The organism is Novosphingobium sp. (genome assembly GCF_041905565.1).
GTDB lineage: Bacteria > Pseudomonadota > Alphaproteobacteria > Sphingomonadales > Sphingomonadaceae > Novosphingobium.
In genome coordinates, this window is the sequence record NZ_JAYRKX010000007.1 from 63,779 (window position 1) to 79,408 (window position 15,630).

15 protein-coding genes are annotated in these 15,630 nt (G+C 67.2%); 7 read left to right on the plus strand and 8 right to left on the minus strand.

Features of this window, described 5'->3' with window-relative positions; translation table 11 throughout:
* Positions 1 to 33: 33 nt before the first annotated feature.
* The 5 genes from rfbC to ACE3N9_RS07635 form a co-directional block, all read right to left on the minus strand.
* On the minus strand, positions 34 to 606 hold the full coding sequence (gene rfbC, locus ACE3N9_RS07615) for a dTDP-4-dehydrorhamnose 3,5-epimerase (RefSeq protein WP_374282481.1): 573 nt from the start codon (positions 604 to 606) through the stop codon (positions 34 to 36).
* A 100-nt stretch (positions 607 to 706) separates the two neighbouring features.
* Positions 707 to 1,651 carry a GDP-L-fucose synthase family protein gene (locus ACE3N9_RS07620; RefSeq protein ID WP_374282483.1) on the minus strand — a complete coding sequence of 315 codons (945 nt, stop codon included), beginning with the start codon at positions 1,649 to 1,651 and terminating at the stop codon, positions 707 to 709.
* Between the two features lie 3 nt (positions 1,652 to 1,654).
* Positions 1,655 to 2,719 carry a GDP-mannose 4,6-dehydratase gene (gene gmd, locus ACE3N9_RS07625; protein ID WP_374282485.1) on the minus strand — a complete coding sequence of 355 codons (1,065 nt, stop codon included), beginning with the start codon at positions 2,717 to 2,719 and terminating at the stop codon, positions 1,655 to 1,657.
* Between the two features lie 291 nt (positions 2,720 to 3,010).
* Positions 3,011 to 3,214 carry a DUF2892 domain-containing protein gene (locus ACE3N9_RS07630; RefSeq protein ID WP_374282487.1) on the minus strand — a complete coding sequence of 68 codons (204 nt, stop codon included), beginning with the start codon at positions 3,212 to 3,214 and terminating at the stop codon, positions 3,011 to 3,013.
* A gap of 12 nt (positions 3,215 to 3,226) precedes the next feature.
* Complete coding sequence (locus tag ACE3N9_RS07635; protein WP_374282489.1) at positions 3,227 to 4,507, minus strand: NAD(P)/FAD-dependent oxidoreductase; 1,281 nt, start codon at positions 4,505 to 4,507, stop codon at positions 3,227 to 3,229.
* 151 nt (positions 4,508 to 4,658) lie between these two features.
* Between ACE3N9_RS07635 and ACE3N9_RS07640 the strand changes: the two genes are divergently transcribed.
* The 4 genes from ACE3N9_RS07640 to ACE3N9_RS07655 are packed head-to-tail and all read left to right on the plus strand — an operon-like array spanning position 4,659 to position 9,540.
* Complete coding sequence (locus ACE3N9_RS07640) at positions 4,659 to 4,994, plus strand: rhodanese-like domain-containing protein (protein WP_374282490.1); 336 nt, start codon at positions 4,659 to 4,661, stop codon at positions 4,992 to 4,994.
* Between the two features lie 21 nt (positions 4,995 to 5,015).
* Complete coding sequence (locus ACE3N9_RS07645; protein ID WP_374282492.1) at positions 5,016 to 6,032, plus strand: efflux RND transporter periplasmic adaptor subunit; 1,017 nt, start codon at positions 5,016 to 5,018, stop codon at positions 6,030 to 6,032.
* Positions 6,029 to 9,244 (plus strand): efflux RND transporter permease subunit, encoded by a 3,216-nt coding sequence (locus ACE3N9_RS07650; protein WP_374282494.1) that lies wholly within the window; start codon positions 6,029 to 6,031, stop codon positions 9,242 to 9,244. The genes ACE3N9_RS07645 and ACE3N9_RS07650 overlap by 4 nt, the downstream gene beginning before the upstream one ends.
* Positions 9,241 to 9,540, plus strand: coding sequence for an ArsR/SmtB family transcription factor (locus tag ACE3N9_RS07655; protein WP_374282496.1), 300 nt, complete (start codon positions 9,241 to 9,243; stop codon positions 9,538 to 9,540). The genes ACE3N9_RS07650 and ACE3N9_RS07655 overlap by 4 nt, the downstream gene beginning before the upstream one ends.
* A gap of 4 nt (positions 9,541 to 9,544) precedes the next feature.
* On the opposite strand, the gene ACE3N9_RS07660 is transcribed toward ACE3N9_RS07655, so the two are convergent.
* Complete coding sequence (locus ACE3N9_RS07660; protein ID WP_374282498.1) at positions 9,545 to 10,759, minus strand: M20 family metallopeptidase; 1,215 nt, start codon at positions 10,757 to 10,759, stop codon at positions 9,545 to 9,547.
* Positions 10,760 to 10,813: 54 nt separating this feature from the next.
* Complete coding sequence (locus ACE3N9_RS07665; protein ID WP_374282500.1) at positions 10,814 to 11,740, minus strand: CDP-alcohol phosphatidyltransferase family protein; 927 nt, start codon at positions 11,738 to 11,740, stop codon at positions 10,814 to 10,816.
* Between the two features lie 143 nt (positions 11,741 to 11,883).
* Between ACE3N9_RS07665 and ACE3N9_RS07670 the strand changes: the two genes are divergently transcribed.
* The 3 genes from ACE3N9_RS07670 to ACE3N9_RS07680 all read left to right on the plus strand — a co-directional run bounded on the left by ACE3N9_RS07670 (position 11,884) and on the right by ACE3N9_RS07680 (position 14,955).
* Complete coding sequence (locus tag ACE3N9_RS07670) at positions 11,884 to 12,933, plus strand: CDP-alcohol phosphatidyltransferase family protein (protein WP_374282502.1); 1,050 nt, start codon at positions 11,884 to 11,886, stop codon at positions 12,931 to 12,933.
* A 94-nt stretch (positions 12,934 to 13,027) separates the two neighbouring features.
* A complete protein-coding gene (locus ACE3N9_RS07675) occupies positions 13,028 to 14,128 on the plus strand; it encodes an inositol-3-phosphate synthase (RefSeq protein ID WP_374282504.1) in 1,101 nt (366 codons plus the stop codon).
* 80 nt (positions 14,129 to 14,208) lie between these two features.
* On the plus strand, positions 14,209 to 14,955 hold the full coding sequence (locus ACE3N9_RS07680; protein ID WP_374282506.1) for an NTP transferase domain-containing protein: 747 nt from the start codon (positions 14,209 to 14,211) through the stop codon (positions 14,953 to 14,955).
* A 9-nt stretch (positions 14,956 to 14,964) separates the two neighbouring features.
* On the opposite strand, the gene ACE3N9_RS07685 is transcribed toward ACE3N9_RS07680, so the two are convergent.
* Positions 14,965 to 15,480 carry a DUF2141 domain-containing protein gene (locus ACE3N9_RS07685; protein WP_374282508.1) on the minus strand — a complete coding sequence of 172 codons (516 nt, stop codon included), beginning with the start codon at positions 15,478 to 15,480 and terminating at the stop codon, positions 14,965 to 14,967.
* Between the last annotated feature and the right edge of the window lie 150 nt (positions 15,481 to 15,630).

The window sequence follows — 15,630 nt, forward strand, 5'->3', positions numbered from 1 at the left end:
ATGACTTACCCATCCAGGAACATTGCGGGCCGACTATACCGTTATTGTCCGGATTGGCTGTAACGGATTGCCATCATATGCGAATTCCAGCAGCGCTTCGGCAACTCCGGGCAATTGCGCATCCTTGTCCGACAGCAGCGGGGTCAGCCCGGCCAGCGGCCAGTCGATCGCGATGGCCGGATCGTCCCAGCGGATTCCGCCTTCGCTGCCCTGAGCGTATGGATTGTCGACCTTGTAGGCCACCTCGGTATCGGGCTCCAGCGTCAGGAAGCCGTGGGCCATGCCGCGCGGCACCAGCATCTGCCGGCCATCCTGGGCGGCCAGCTCGGCCCCGACCCAATGCCCGAAGGTCGGCGATTGCGGCCTGATATCCACGGCAACGTCGAAGATGCGTCCCTTCAGGCAGCGGACCAGCTTGGCCTGCGCGAACGGCGGGCGCTGGAAATGCAGTCCGCGCAGAGTGCCCACCTGGACCGAGCAGGACTGGTTGTCCTGCACGAAATCGTGCGCGATTCCGGCCTTGGCCATTCGCGCGGCGCTCCAGGTTTCGCTGAACCAGCCGCGCGCATCGCGGTAGCGCTGCGTCTCGATAATCAGAACCTGCATGGTTCGAAGCCTTTAGACGCAGATTGCAAAGTTGCCATCCTGAAAAGCCGCGCCGCCATGGGGTTTGCCCCGGCCGCCGGTTACGGCAGCCGGACGGTGCCTAAAGCCCCCGGCCCTCGCCGGCCAGGAATGCCTGGTAGCTGTTCGCCACGCCTTCGCGCAGGTCGACCTTGGGGGCCCAGCCCAGCGCGCGCAGCCGGCTGTTGTCCATCAGTTTGCGCGGGGTGCCATCGGGCTTGGACGGGTCGGTCACCACTTCGCCCCGGGCATAGTCCAGCACGTCCATCACCAGCCGGGTCAGCTCCATGATCGAGATGTCCTCGCCCGAGCCGACATTGACGTGGCCCTTGTCCGAATAGACCTTCATCAGGTGGACGCAGGCATCCGCGCAGTCATCGACGTAGAGGAATTCGCGGCGCGGCGAGCCCGTGCCCCAGACCTGCACCGGGGCGCCGATCAGCCTTGCTTCGTGGACCTTGCGGATCAGCGCGGGCAGCACATGGCTGGAGTTGAGGTCGAAGTTGTCGCCCGGGCCATAAAGGTTGGTCGGCATGGCGCTGATGTAATCGCAGCCATACTGCTGGCGGTAGGCCTGGGCCAGCTTGATCCCGGCGATCTTGGCGATCGCGTACCACTCGTTGGTTGGCTCCAGTTCGCCAGTCAGCAGCGCGTCTTCCTGGATCGGCTGGGGGGCGAACTTGGGGTAGATGCAGGACGAACCCAGGAACAGCAGCTTTTCCACGCCCACATCGTGCGCGCCGGTGAAGATCGCTGTTTCGATCAGCAGGTTGTCGCGCAGGAAATCGACCGGATAGGTCGAATTGGCGAGGATTCCGCCAACCCGGGCGGCGGCCAGGAACACCGCCTGGGGGCGTTCCTTGCGCATCCAGTCCAGCACGGCGCGCTGGTCGGTCAGGTCCAGCGTCTCACGCCCGACCGTCAGGACTTCGCATTGCTCGTCGGCCAGGCGGCGGGCAATCGCCCCGCCGACCATGCCGCGATGGCCGGCAACCCAGACGCGCTTACCGGCAAGATCATAGGTCATCGGTCAGCTACCCAGCCCGATCGCGGCGGTGCGCATCACGTCAAGGTCGGCCTGGACCATTTCGCGGGCCAGATCGCGCACCGAGGTTTCGTGGCGCCAGCCCAGCTTGGTGTGGGCCTTGGTCGGATCGCCGATCAGCAGGTCAACCTCGGTCGGGCGGAAATAGCGCGGATCGACCGCGACGCGCAGCGCCCCGGTCTGCTTGCAGAAGCCCTGCTCGGCCGCGCCTTCGCCGCGCCATTCCAGCTCGATCCCGACGTCCGCGAACGACCATTCGACGAACTGGCGCACCGTGTTGGTTTCGCCGGTGGCCAGCACGTAATCGTCCGGCTCGTCCTGTTGCAGCATCATCCACATCCCGCGCACATATTCGCGCGCATGGCCCCAGTCGCGCTTGGCATCGAGGTTGCCGAGATAGAGCACGTCCTGCCGCCCGAGCGAGATCGCGGCGGCGGCGCGGGTGATCTTGCGGGTGACGAAGGTTTCGCCGCGCAGCGGGCTCTCGTGGTTGAACAGGATGCCGTTGGAGGCATGCATGCCATAGGCTTCGCGGTAGTTGACCACGATCCAGTAGGCATAGAGCTTGGCCGCGGCATAGGGGCTGCGCGGATAGAACGGCGTGGTTTCGCGCTGCGGCACTTCCTGGACCAGGCCGTAAAGCTCTGAGGTGGATGCCTGGTAGAACCGGGTCGTCTGTTCCAGCCCCAGGATGCGGATCGCCTCAAGCAGGCGCAGCGTGCCCAGCGCGTCCGAATTGGCCGTGTATTCGGGCGTTTCGAAGCTGACCTGGACGTGACTTTGCGCCGCGAGGTTGTAGATCTCGTCCGGCTGGGTTTCCTGGACGATGCGGATCAGGTTGGTCGAATCCGTCATGTCGCCGTAATGCAGCGTCAGCTGCGGGTTCGGCTTGTGCGGATCTTCGTAGATGTCGTCGATCCGCCCGGTGTTGAAGGACGAGGAGCGCCGCTTGATCCCGTGAACGCGGTATCCCTTGTCGAGCAGCAGGCGGGCCAGGTACGCGCCGTCTTGCCCGGTGATGCCGGTAATCAGGGCCGTCTTGTTGGTCACTCCGGGGATTCCTTTGGAAACTGATTGATATGGGATGCCATCCCCAAGCGGGATTGCGTCCTGCCGCCAGCCACGGGCCGGAACTGGCAGGTCGGCCCCCTTGGCGCGCCCTGGATCGCGCCCGTTCACTCGCCCAAAGGCATCGCATTGGCAATATCGAATTGAGGTATTGTGCCTATTTGACCCGGCGCGGCATTTTTCGCCCACGTTGCCGGTCAAGGCGTTGGGCCGCCAGACGGCGATCAGCCGTCCGCCCTCAGCCTCGTTCAGCGCCGGGGCACGGCGGCGGGCTCAGTCGAAACTGGCTCCGGGGCGCACGCCCAGCTTCTTGAGCACCGTGGCGGCAGGGCACCAGCCGGTGAAGCTGGCCTGCAGCATGTTCAGCCCGGCAAAGGCAGTCAGGTACAGCCAGGCCGGATGGACCCAGTGCGCCAAGGCCAGGCTGGCCAGCACTACCACGCCGGCAAAGCGGAAAACGGCGGAATCGAGTGTCATGCCAGGTGCTCCTTACTTGAACCGCAGCTTGCTGATGCCGAGCGCGTGCAGCGCGAGCTTTTCGTAGAACGGCTCGCTGGTGCCCCGGCGGATCTTGTGGAGGAAGTATTTCTCGAACCCGATCTTGGCGAGGTGGACCCATTTGCCCTCGCTTGACCAGTTGACGTTGCGCGGCGGGATCTGCGGCTGGGCGACAAAGGCCACGCCGCCATCGCCGAAATCGGCCAGGCAGACCGCGTTCCAGCTGGCCTCCTCGCTGGGTTCCTGGCCAGCCAGGATCAGCTTGAGGTTGGCGGCGATCGCGGTGACCATGCTTTCGATCATGAACCCGGTCTTGGGCACGCCGACCGGGACCGGGGTCTTGCCCACCGGCGGGATCGCCACGCAGACGCCCAGCGCGAACACGTTGGGGAAGGCGGGGTTGCGCTGGTGCTTGTCGGCCAGGATGAAGCCGCGCGGATTGGTCAGCCCCTCGATCCCGAACACCGCAGGCACGCCGCGAAAGGCGGGCAGGATCATCGAGAAGCCGAACGGCAACTCGTGCTGGCCCTTGACCGAGCCGTCCTCGTTCACTTCCTCGACATGCATCAGGGCGTCCTCGACCCTGGCGATGCGCGCATTGGTGATCCACTTGATGTGGCGACCTCGCATCTCGCTTTCGAGCAGGCCCTTGGTGTCGCCCACCCCGTCGAGGCCCAGGTGGCCGACATAGGGTTCGGCAGTGACGAAGGTCATTGGCACCCGGTCGCGGATCTTGCGGCGGCGCAGTTCGGTATCGACGATCATCGCGAATTCGTAGGCCGGGCCATAGCACGAGGCGCCCTGCGCCGCGCCGATCACGACGGGCTTGGGATCGGCGGCAAGCCGTTCGAACATGTCGGCGGCTGCCGAGGCGTGATCGGTGCGGCAGACCGATTGGGTAAAGCCCTTGGGCCCCAGTCCTGCCACTTCGTCAAACGCCAGGTCCGGGCCGGTGGCGATGACCAGGTAGTCATAGCTGACTGACGAGCCGTCGTTCAGCTCGATCCGGTTTTCCGCCGGATGGACCCGCCTGGCCCCGACCGAGGTAAAGCCGATGCCCTTTTTCGCCATGATCGGCGGCAGGTGGACCTTGATCGCTTCAGGCTCGCGCCAGCGCACCGCGACCCAGGGGTTCGATGGCACGAACCAGAAGTCGTCCGAATCGTTGATGACCGTAACCTCGGCCGCGCCCTGGACGGCGTCGCGGATTTCATAAGCCGCGATCGTCCCGCCAAGCCCGGCGCCAAGAACCACAATTACCGGTAGCGCCATGATCCTGCTCCTACCTGCGGCGTTGCCCTTCGTTGCGACCCGAAAGGACCCGACTCACTGTCTATGTGACTTGACTAATATTAGTTAAAGACGATATGAGCAAGAGGAAATATGCAGCGGCAGATTCGCCGCACAGGAAGGACGCAGGACAATGGTTTTCGGTTTCGGCAAGGCGCGGCATCGTGAACTGACCCCGGGCGAGCTTGCGCAGCTGCTGCGCGATGATCGGGCGCTGGTGGTCGATGTGCGCGAAGTGGACGAATTCGCTGCCGGGCACATTCCTGGGGCGGTCAACCTGCCGCTTTCCACTTTCCAGACCAGCCAGCTGCCCGATGCGGGCGGGCGGACCATGGTGCTGAACTGTGCCGCCGGGCGGCGTTCGGCCATGGCGCTGGAACGCTGCGCCATGGCCCGGACGGAAGTGGATACGCACCTCGCCGGGGGCTTCGGTGCCTGGCAGGCGGCAGGATTGCCGGTCGAACGCTGAACGACGGAAAGGAAGCGGGGCATGCGCAAGGCTGGACTGACGATCGCAACGCTGGCCATGGCGCTGGTGCTGGCCTCCTGCGGCGAAACGAGTGAACCGGCCGCGTCGGCCAAGGCTCCGGCCGGGCATCGGCTGGTGCTGGCCCCGGCCGATGCAGCCGCCTGGCAGGACGTCAGCGCGGAAGTGACCACGGTCGACCAGGCCCAGGTCCTGGCGCGCATTCCCGGCATCCTGACCAGCCTGTCCGTGCGCGAGGGCGATCTGGTGACCAAAGGCCAGGTGATCGGCCGGATCGTCGACAGCCAGCTGAGCTACCAGGCCGGGGCTTACGGCGCGCAGGCCGCCGCTGCCCAGGCCCAGGCCGCCCAGGCCGAGGCGGAACTGTCACGGGTGAAGTACCTTTACCAGAACGGCGTCTATGCCAAGGCGCGGCTGGATCAGGCGCAGGCCGCCGCCGATGCCGCGCGCGCGCAGATCCGCGCCGCCCAGGCCCAGCAGGCCGCCGTTGGCGCCGTGGCCGGGCAGGGCGCGGTGATTGCGCCGACCAGCGGCCGCGTGCTGCGTGCCGATGTGCCGGCGGGCGCTCCGGTGGCCCCGGGCGTGGTGGTTGCGGCGATTACCGCCGGGCCAACCGTGCTGCGCCTGCAGATCCCTGAATCGCTGGCCGACAAGGTCCGCCCCGGCTCGCAGGTTCAGGCCAGCGCGCTGGCCGGGACCAGCACGGGCCGCGTGGTGCGGGTCTATCCGGCGATCAGCGCCGGGCAATTCGCCGCCGATGTCGAAATGCCGGGGCTGGACAACCGCCTGATCGGCCGCCGCCTGGCCGCGCGGGTGGAAACCGGCGCGCGCAAGGCGCTGCTGGTCCCGACCACTTTCGTCACCAGCCGTTACGGCATCGACTATGTCACCGTGCTCGCCAAGGATGGCAGCGCGGCGCAGGTGCCGGTCCAGCTTGCGCCCAGCAGCGTGCCGGGCAAGCTGGAACTGCTGTCCGGCGCGGCGGCGGGTGATACCCTGATCGCGCAGGCCGGCCAATGAACCTGGGCATTTCCGGGCGGCTGACCCGCGCGACGATCCAGTCGCCGCTGACCCCGCTGCTGCTGCTCGCCGCGATGGTGGTCGGCCTGATCGCGACGATCACCATCCCGCGTGAGGAAGAACCGCAGATTTCGGTGCCGATGGTCGACATCCGGGTCATGGCGCCCGGCCTGTCCGCGCCCGAGGCGATCGAACTGGTAGCCAAGCCGCTGGAGACGATCGTCAAGAGCGTCGACGGGGTCGAACACGTCTATACCCAGGCGCAGGACAATGGCGTGCTGGTCACCGCACGCTTCCTGGTCGGTTCGAACCCGGAAGACGCCGCGACCCGCATCAACGAAAAGATCGCCGCCAATATCGACCGCATTCCCGTGGGCATTCCCCCGCCGCAGGTCACCGTGCGCGGGATCAGCGACGTGCCGATCGTGGTGCTGACCCTGACGCCCAAGCCCGGCGCGCCGGGGCAGTGGAACGATCAGGCGCTGTTCGAACTGGCCGGCAAGCTGCGCACCGAGCTGGCCAAGGTCGACGATGTCGGCCTGACTTTCATCACCGGGGGGCAGCGCATGGCGCTGCGCGTCGTGCCCGATCCGGCGCGGCTGGCGGCGCACCAGGTGCCGCTGGGCAGCGTGATCGAGGCAGTCAGCCAGGCCAACCGCGCTTTCCCCGCCGGGACCGTGCGCGAAAGCGGGCAGGCCGTGGCCGTCACCGCCGGTCAGACGCTCAAGACCGCCGAGGAACTCGGCAACCTGACCGTCCGTTCGGTCGGCGGCGCGCCGGTGCTGCTGCGCGATGTGGCCACGGTGCAGCAGGGGCCGACCCAGGACCAGGCCCGCGCCTGGCGCTGGGCGCGCGATGACAAGGCGGGCTGGGTGATGACTCCCGCCGTCAGCCTGGCGATTGCCAAGCGCGCCGGGGCCAATGCGGTGACCGTGTCGGAACAGGTGGTAGAGCGGCTCGACCTGCTCAAGGGCAAGCTGGTGCCCGACAGCGTCAGCGTGGCAGTAACCCGCAATTACGGCGAAACCGCCAATGAAAAGGCCAACGAGCTGATCTTCCACCTGGCGCTGGCGACGATTTCGATCGTCGTGCTGATCGGCTTCGCGATCGGCTGGCGCGAGGCGGGGGTGACCGCCATCGTCATTCCCACTACGATCATGCTGACCATGTTCGCCAGCAAGATCATGGGCTTTACCATCAACCGCGTCAGCCTGTTCGCGCTGATCTTCTCGATCGGCATCCTGGTCGACGATGCGATCGTGATGATCGAGAACATCGCCCGGCACTGGGGCATGGCCGATGGCCGCAGCCGGATCGACGCGGCGGTCGACGCCGTGGCCGAAGTGGGCAATCCCACCATCGTCGCAACGCTGACCGTGGTGGCCGCGTTGCTGCCGATGCTGTTCGTATCCGGCCTGATGGGTCCCTACATGGCGCCGATCCCGATCAACGCCAGCGCGGCGATGGTATTCAGCTTCTTTGTTGCGGTGATCATTGCCCCCTGGCTGATGATCCGCTTTGCCCGGCAAGGCCTGGCGCACGGCGAGCACGACGCCCACGGCGGCAAGCTGGGCGCGCTCTACCGGCGCTATGCCAGCCGCGTGATCGCCAGCCGCGACAGCGCGCGGCGCTTCCTGATCGCGGTGGGCGTGGCCACACTGGTCGCCTGCTCGATGTTCTATTTCAAGGCGGTGACGGTCAAGCTGCTGCCCTTCGACAACAAGAGCGAAGTGCAGCTGGTGCTCGACATGCCCGAAGGGACCAGCCTGGAAATGACCGGGCGGGTGCTGGAACAGGCCGCCGCCGTCGTCCGCAAGGTGCCCGAAGTGGTCGCTATGGAAGCCTATGCCGGGACCAGCGCGCCGTTCAACTTCAACGGTCTGGTGCGGCATTATTTCCTGCGGGCGCAGCCGGAACTGGGCGACCTGATGGTTACGCTCCAGCCCAAGGGCGATCGCGCGCGCTCCAGCCACGAGGTCGCGGTGGACCTGCGCGAGCAGTTGCTCAAAGCCGTGCCGCTGCCCGCCGGGGCCTCGCTCAAGGTGGTCGAAACCCCGCCGGGGCCGCCGGTGCTCGCCACCCTGCTGGCCGAAATCTATGGCCCGGACGAACAGACCCGCCGCCAGACCGCCGAACAGGTCGAAAAGCTGTTCAGGTCGGTGCCCTACATCGTCGATGTCGACAATTCGTTCGGCGCGCCGCGCCCGACGCTGCAACTGGTCCCGGACCGGGCCAAGCTGGACCAGTACGGCCTGTCGGAACGCCAGCTGTTCGATTCGATCGGTGCGCTCCTCGGCAACACCACGGTCGGCCATGCCCCGCGCGGGGCGGACCGCGATCCGCTGCCGATCGAACTGGGGCTGGATCAGGCCCAGCGCAGCTGGTCGGCCAGCCTCGCCGCCACGCCGGTCGCGGTCGCGCCGGGTGGGCAGCTGGTGCCGCTGGGCGAACTGGTCAGCGCCCGGGTGGTGCCGGGCGGACAGGCGATGTTCCGGCGCGACGGGCGCGGTGCGGCGATGGTGCTGGCGGATCTGGCGGGCCGGTATGAAGCGCCGATCTATGGCATGCTCGCGGTCGACGATGCGGTCGAACAGTTCGACTGGGCCAAGGCGGGGCTGACCAAGCCGGAAGTGCTGCTCAACGGCCAGCCGGTGGATGAAAGCAAGCCGTCGCTGCTGTGGGACGGCGAATGGGAAATCACCTGGGTGACCTTCCGCGACATGGGCGCGGCCTTCATGGTCGCCCTGCTGGGGATCTATGTGCTGGTCGTCGGGCAGTTCCGCAGCTTCAAGCTGCCGCTGGTGATCCTCACGCCCATCCCGCTGACCCTGGTGGGGATCGTGGCCGGGCACATGCTGTTCATGGCCCCGTTCACCGCCACCAGCATGATCGGCTTTATCGCGCTGGCCGGGATCATCGTGCGCAATTCGATCCTGCTGGTCGATTTCATCCGCCACGCCCGCACGCCCGACAAGAGCCTGCGCGAAACGCTGCTGGAGGCGGGCATGATCCGCTTCAAGCCGATCGTGCTGACCGCGCTGGCGGCGATGATCGGCGCGGCGGTGATCCTGACCGATCCGATCTTCCAGGGCTTGGCGATCTCGCTGCTGTTCGGGCTGGCTTCATCGACGCTGCTGACCGTGCTGGTCATCCCGGCAATCTACGTGCTGCTGCGCGACGATGGCCGCCCCCTGACCGAAGGTGATGCATGAAACCCGCCGATCTTTCCCAGCTCAAGGCCAATTCGGCGCATATGGCGGCCAAGCTCAAGGTCATGAGCCACCCCGAGCGATTGCTGATGCTGTGCCGGCTGGACGAGGGCGAGGCTTCGGTCAACGAGCTGGTCGGACTGACCGGGCTGTCGCAATCGTCCGTGTCGCAGCACCTGGCGATGCTGCGCGAGGAAGGCGCGGTGGCCTGCCGGGCCGAGGCGCAGACGCGGTTCTACAGCCTGCGCGATCCCGTGGTCAGCGGGATCATCCACGCCCTGTGCGAGCTGTGCGAATAGGGGCCTATTCCCAGCCGCGTTCCAGGAACCGCTCGGCCATGCCGGCCAGCAGCGCCGCGCCGCGCGGCATCACGGTTTCATCCACCACCATGCGCGGGGAATGGATCGAATGGCACTGGTGCCAGTCGGCCCCTTCGTGCGCCACGCCCAGGAACAGCATCGCGCCGGGCACCTGTTCCAGCACATAGGAAAAGTCTTCCGCGCCCATGATCGGGCGGTCGAGCTCGCGCCAGGCCGGTTCGCCAAACAACTCGCGCGTGGTCGCGGCGGCGAGGCCCACGGCCCGGTCGTCGCAGATTGTGACTGGAAAGCCCTCGGTGATGGTCACTTCGGCGGACAGGCCGTGGGCGGCGGCAATGCCCATCGCCAGCTGGCGCAGCGCATCGTGCAGCTTGATCCGGTGGCGCGGCGAAAGGGTGCGCAGCGTGCCTTTCAGCGTGGCGAAGTCGGCAATCACGTTGTGGGCCGTGCCCGCCTCGATCCGCGCCACGGTGGCGACCACCGGGTCGTGCGCATCGAACTGGCGGGTGACCATGGTCTGGATCGCCATCACGATCTCGCAGGCGACCGGCACCGGATCGTGCCCCTGGTGCGGCATCGAGGCGTGCCCGCCCGCGCCGCGCACCACGATGTCGAACTGGTCCGCCGCCGCCATCAGTGGCCCGGCGCGGCCTGCGACCAGCCCGTGCGGGGCATTGGGCATGACGTGCAGGGCAAAGGCCGCTTCAGGCAGGGGATGCCCGGCAGTGCCGCCCAGCAGCCCGTCTTCCAGCATGTAACGCGCGCCGTGGTGGCCTTCCTCGCCCGGCTGGAACATGAACCGCACTTCGCCCTTCAGGCTGCCGGCCCGCGCGCACAGCAGCCGCACGGCGCCGGCCAGCATCGCGGTGTGGGCATCGTGCCCGCAGGCGTGCATGCAGCCGCCAATGGTCGAGGCATAGGGCAGGCCGGTTTCCTCGGGCATCGGCAGGGCGTCCATGTCGCCGCGCAGCAGCACGATCCGGCCCGGCCCGGCGTCGCCCTTCAGCGTCGCGACCAGCCCGGTGGTCGATGGCCCTTCGGCCCATTCGAGCGGCAGGTCGGCCAGCGCGGCGCGCACCTTGTCGCGGGTAAGGGGCGTGTGCAGGCCCAGTTCCGGCTCGGCATGGATCGCCCGGCGCAGCGCCACGATGTCGCCAGATATGGCGCGCGCGTCGTCAAGCAGCGATTCGTGCAGCATGGTCTTCTCCCGGACTTGGTGTTGCAGGGAGAATAGCCAAGCCTTGGCCCGCGTCTAGGCCCCGATCCGCGCCGCGATGCGCTTGGCCGCGGCGTTGTGGCGAATCACCGACCAGACCAGCAGCAGGTTCAGCACCACGCTTTGATAGATCATGTACCACGCCGGGGTGCCCGCGAACATCGACAGGCCCAGCACCACCGCGCGGGGATTGGGGCCCAGGATCTTGCACAGCAGCAGCAGTGGCTGGGTTTCCTCGCGCGCGATGCGGGCGATCCGGTCCAGCGCGGCGCGGTCCCCCTGCGCGGCCTGAACGGCGGCATCGACCCGCAGCGCATGCGGGGTCATGCCCGTGGCCACGCCCAGGTAGGCCGAGACCAGCCCGGCGAACAGACTGCGCGAGGTGGCCGAATCCTGCGCATCGTGCGACAGGCGGATCCACGGCGTGCCATAAACCCAGTATTGATATTGCCGGCGCTGCACTTCGACGTGGTTGGCCTGGACCGCGTGGCTGACGCCGGCGAAGACCACCAGCGCCCAGGCGTGCCAGCCGCCGAACGTGCCGCCGATCCGGGTCATCACCCAGCCCATCACCAGATACAGCACCACGTGGCTGAGATAGTCGCACAGCCCGTCGACCATTTCGCCGATCGGGCTGGACCGGCCGGTCATCCGTGCCAGGTCGCCGTCAGCGCCGTCGACCACGTGCCAGGTCATGTGCAGGGCCATGCCCAGCGCGGCGGAGACCGGATAGCTCAGCCCGGCATAGGCCGCGCTGGCGGCGATTACCGTGCCCGCGCCCAGCACTGACACCATGTTGGGCGTGATCGGCGTATGGGCCAGCGCCCGCGCCAGTTGCCAGGCAAGCGGATGGTACAGGTAGTGGTTGAGCGGATCCTGCAATTCGCGCGGGCGCTGTGGTCGTTTGGGCGCGGGTCTGCCGTTGTTCCCTGCGCCGCCCAGGCTCGCCGCGTCCCCTGCCACTTTGTATCACTCCATCACGCGCCCCTTGGCGCAGGCCCCTGCGCGCCTTATAGCCGCTTTACGGGTTCGCAACAGAGCGCGCCGCGCGAAAGCGGCGCAAAAGACGTACAGGGCAGGAGGGCACGATTACAATTCGTGCTGTAGTGGCAGTGTTTCCAAGTGCGGCAGCGGCTTACACCATGGTGGCCGGCCTGCCCGCGATCGTGCGTGCGCTGCATACGCTGGCCCGGGCGCAGTGCGGCCGGGCGGTGGTGATCGCCCCCGGACTGGACCGGCTGCCCGCCGCCGTGGCCGCCGAAGCGGCCCGGCTGGTTCCCGAGTTGGACTGGGCGGTGGCCGCCCCCGGGGACAATCTGGCCGACCTGCCCGCCGATACACCTGTTGTGCCGGCCGAGGCGCTGGCGGCCGGGGCGCTGCCCGACCTGTCCGGCGCGGCGCGGCTGGGCGGCGGCGCGGCGGCGCTTGCCCCGATGCCCGAAGCCCTGTCACGGCAAGCGCTGGCGGCGGCGGCGCGGCAGGTCATCACGGCCACGGCCAAGCCGGGCGACGGGATCGTCTCGCGCCACGTCAACCGCCCGATCTCGCAGGCCTGTTCGCGGCTGGTGCTGCGCCTGTTCCCCCATGCCCGGCCGCTGCACGCCACCTTCGGCACGGCAGCCTTTGCGCTGGCCATGGCCGCCGCGCTGTTTTCCGGCACGCCGGCCGGGCTGGTCGCGGGAGCGCTGCTGTTCCAGGCGGCCTCGATCTTCGACGGGGTCGACGGCGAAATCGCCCGCGCCACGTTTCGCTCCTCGCCGCAGGGGGCCGCGCTCGATTCCCTGGTCGATGCCCTGACCAACCTGGCCTGCGTGGCCGGGGTGTCGTGGAACCTGTATTGCCAGGGGCAGGGCCGGGCGGCTATGGCCGGAGCGGCCGGACTGGTGGTGATGGGGCTGGGCCTGTGGATCCTGGGACGGCGCAGCCGCAGAAGCGCCGAAGGTATGACCTTCAATGCTCTCAAGGATCGGTTCAGCCAGCGTCCATCCAGGCTGAAGCAATGGCTGACCTGGCTGACCATGCGCGATTTCTATGCGCTGGCCGGCGCCGTGCTGATTGCATCGGGCTTCTCGGCCTTTGCACTTTATGCATTTGCAGTGGTTGCGGCGGGGTGGTTCATGGTGGTCGTCACCGTCATGACGCGAGAACCCGCTTGACCTGCGCTAAAACACTTGCTTTTGGCGCGCGATTTAACAATGAGGCGTGTTTCACTGGAACCGCGCCGTCACGCTCGGAAGGGATCGAACCATAATGAAGCCTATCAAGGTCGCCATGATTGGTGTGGGCAACTGCGCCAGCTCGCTGGTGCAGGGCGTTGCCTATTACCGCCAGAACAACAGCTCGCAGGGCCTGATCCACGACAAGATCGGCGGCTATGGCGCGGGTGACGTTGACTTCGTGCTCGGCATCGACGTCGATGCGCGCAAGGTCGGCAAGGACATCGCCGAGGCGATCTTCGCCCAGCCGAACAACACCAAGGTGTTCAAGGCCGACGTGCCGGCCACCGGCGCGAAGGTGATCATGGGCAAGGTGTCGGACGGCGTTGCCGCGCACATGACCACGGTCGGCGAAAAGGGCTTCATCGTTTCGGACGAACCGGAAGCCGACAAGGCCCGCATCGTCGCGGCGATCAAGGATTCGGGCGCCGACGTGCTCGTCAACTTCCTGCCGGTCGGTTCGCAGGAAGCGACAGAATTCTACATGGACTGCGCGCTGGAAGCGGGCGTGGCGGTGGTCAACTGCATGCCGGTGTTCATCGCCAGCCGCCCGGAATGGGAAGCCAAGTTCCGCGCCAAGAACATCCCGATCGTGGGTGACGACATCAAGGCCCAGGTTGGCGCCACGATCGTCCACCGCGTGCTGTCCAGCCTGTTCGCCGCCCGCGGCGTGACGGTTGAGCGGACCTACCAGCTCAACACCGGCGGCAACACCGACTTCATGAACATGCTCGACCGCCAGCGTCTGGGCAGCAAGAAGGAATCGAAGACCGAGGCGGTGCAGGCCATGCTCGCCCAGCGTCTCGAAGACGAAAACATCCATGTCGGCCCGTCGGACTATGTTCCCTGGCAGAAGGACAACAAGCTGTGCTTCCTGCGCCTGGAAGGGCTGCAGTGGGGCAACGTGCCGATGGAACTGGAACTGCGCCTCTCGGTCGAAGACAGCCCGAACTCGGCGGCTTGCGTCATGGACGCGATCCGCTGCGCCAAGGTTGCCCTGGAACGCGGTGAAGGCGGTGCGCTGATCGGCCCGTCGGCCTACTTCTGCAAGCACCCGCCGCAGCAGTTCAACGACGATCTGGCCGCCCAGATGGTCGACGAATACATCACCGAAGCGCCGCTGGCGGCCGAATAAGCCCCGCAGCCTTTTGCTTTGACGGCGCCGGTCGGTTCTGCTGACCGGCGCCGTTCGCATTTACGGGAAAGCCACAGGCCATGGATGCCCTGATCATCGCCGCCGGATTCGGCAGCCGTTTGCGCGACTTGTCCGATTCCAAGCCACTCACCCCGGTCGCGGGGGTCCCGCTGCTCGAACTGGGCGCCCGCCAGGCGCGCGCCGCCGGGGCGCAGCGGGTGGTGGTGGTCACCGGGCACGAGGCCGAGCGGATCGAGGCGTTCCTGCCCGGCCTGTCAGACCGGATCGGCATTCCGGTGGTGGCGCAGCGGGTGGCGGACTGGTCGAAGCCGAACGGCTGGTCGGTCATGGCCGGGGCCAGCGTGATTGACGGCAACTACCTGCTGATGATGTCCGATCACATCTTCTCTGCCGTGATCCTGCGCGATCTGGCCCGCCAGCACGGCGCGGACCGCGGGGTTACCCTGGCGGTCGACCGGCGCTGCGACAATCCGCTGGTCGATCCGGACGACGCCACCTGGGTGCGGCTGGACGAGCGCGGCTTCATCCGCGCGATCGGCAAGACCATTCCCGAATACGACGCGGTCGATTGCGGGGCGTTCCTCGCCACGCCCGAACTGGCCCAGGCGATCCAGGCGGCGATCGACGCCGGGCAGGCGGGCAGCCTGTCCGAAGGGATGCAGCGCCTGGCCGACGCGGGGCGCGCGGCGACGATGGAGATTGGCGGGGCCTGGTGGCTCGACGTCGACGATCCGCGCGCGCACGAATTGGCCGAGGCCCAGGCCCCGGTCGAACTGGCCGAAGTGTACCAGGCGGTCCGCGCCTAGGGTCAGGCCCTAGGGATACTTCATGTGGATCCGGGTGGTCAGCCCGGACTTGGGCACGTTCAGCCGCACCGACTTGAAGGTCGGGAGGCCCGCCAGGGTCGCCGGGTTGTTCGAAAAGCCGAACCCTTCGGCCGGAAAGCCGATCCCGGTGCGGTCGAACGAGCGGTTGGCGTTTTCATCGTGGTACAGCGCCAGGGCATAGACCCCGGTGCGCGGCACGAAGATGCAGGCCCGGGTGGTGCCGGACTGGGCATCGACCCGCCCGACATACAGCGAACCGCGCTTGACCAGAAACTTGCTGGCATCGTCGGCATAAAGCGTCACGGCGACCAGGCCGTTGCTGTTCTTCACCCCGTCGACCACCACGTTCAGCCAGGTCTGGCTGGCGGGACCGGTGCAGCCGGCCGGCGGCGCGGCGGCTGCGGCGGGCGCGGCATCGGCGCCAGTCGTACCCAGCACGGCAGCGCCCAGCGCCAGCGGGACAAACAGCGCGGCCAGCGCGCGCGCGGACTTGTGCTTCATCATCGTTGCTCGATCCTGTCTGGAAACTGGCCTCAACCGGGTCAGGGTGCCGCCCTGCAACCATGCCGCTTTCACCTTTGCCGGTGGCCGTGTTCCTTCCCCAATGCGATTCGCGCGCTTAATATGAACTGAATTGGGCGGAAATGGGATTGT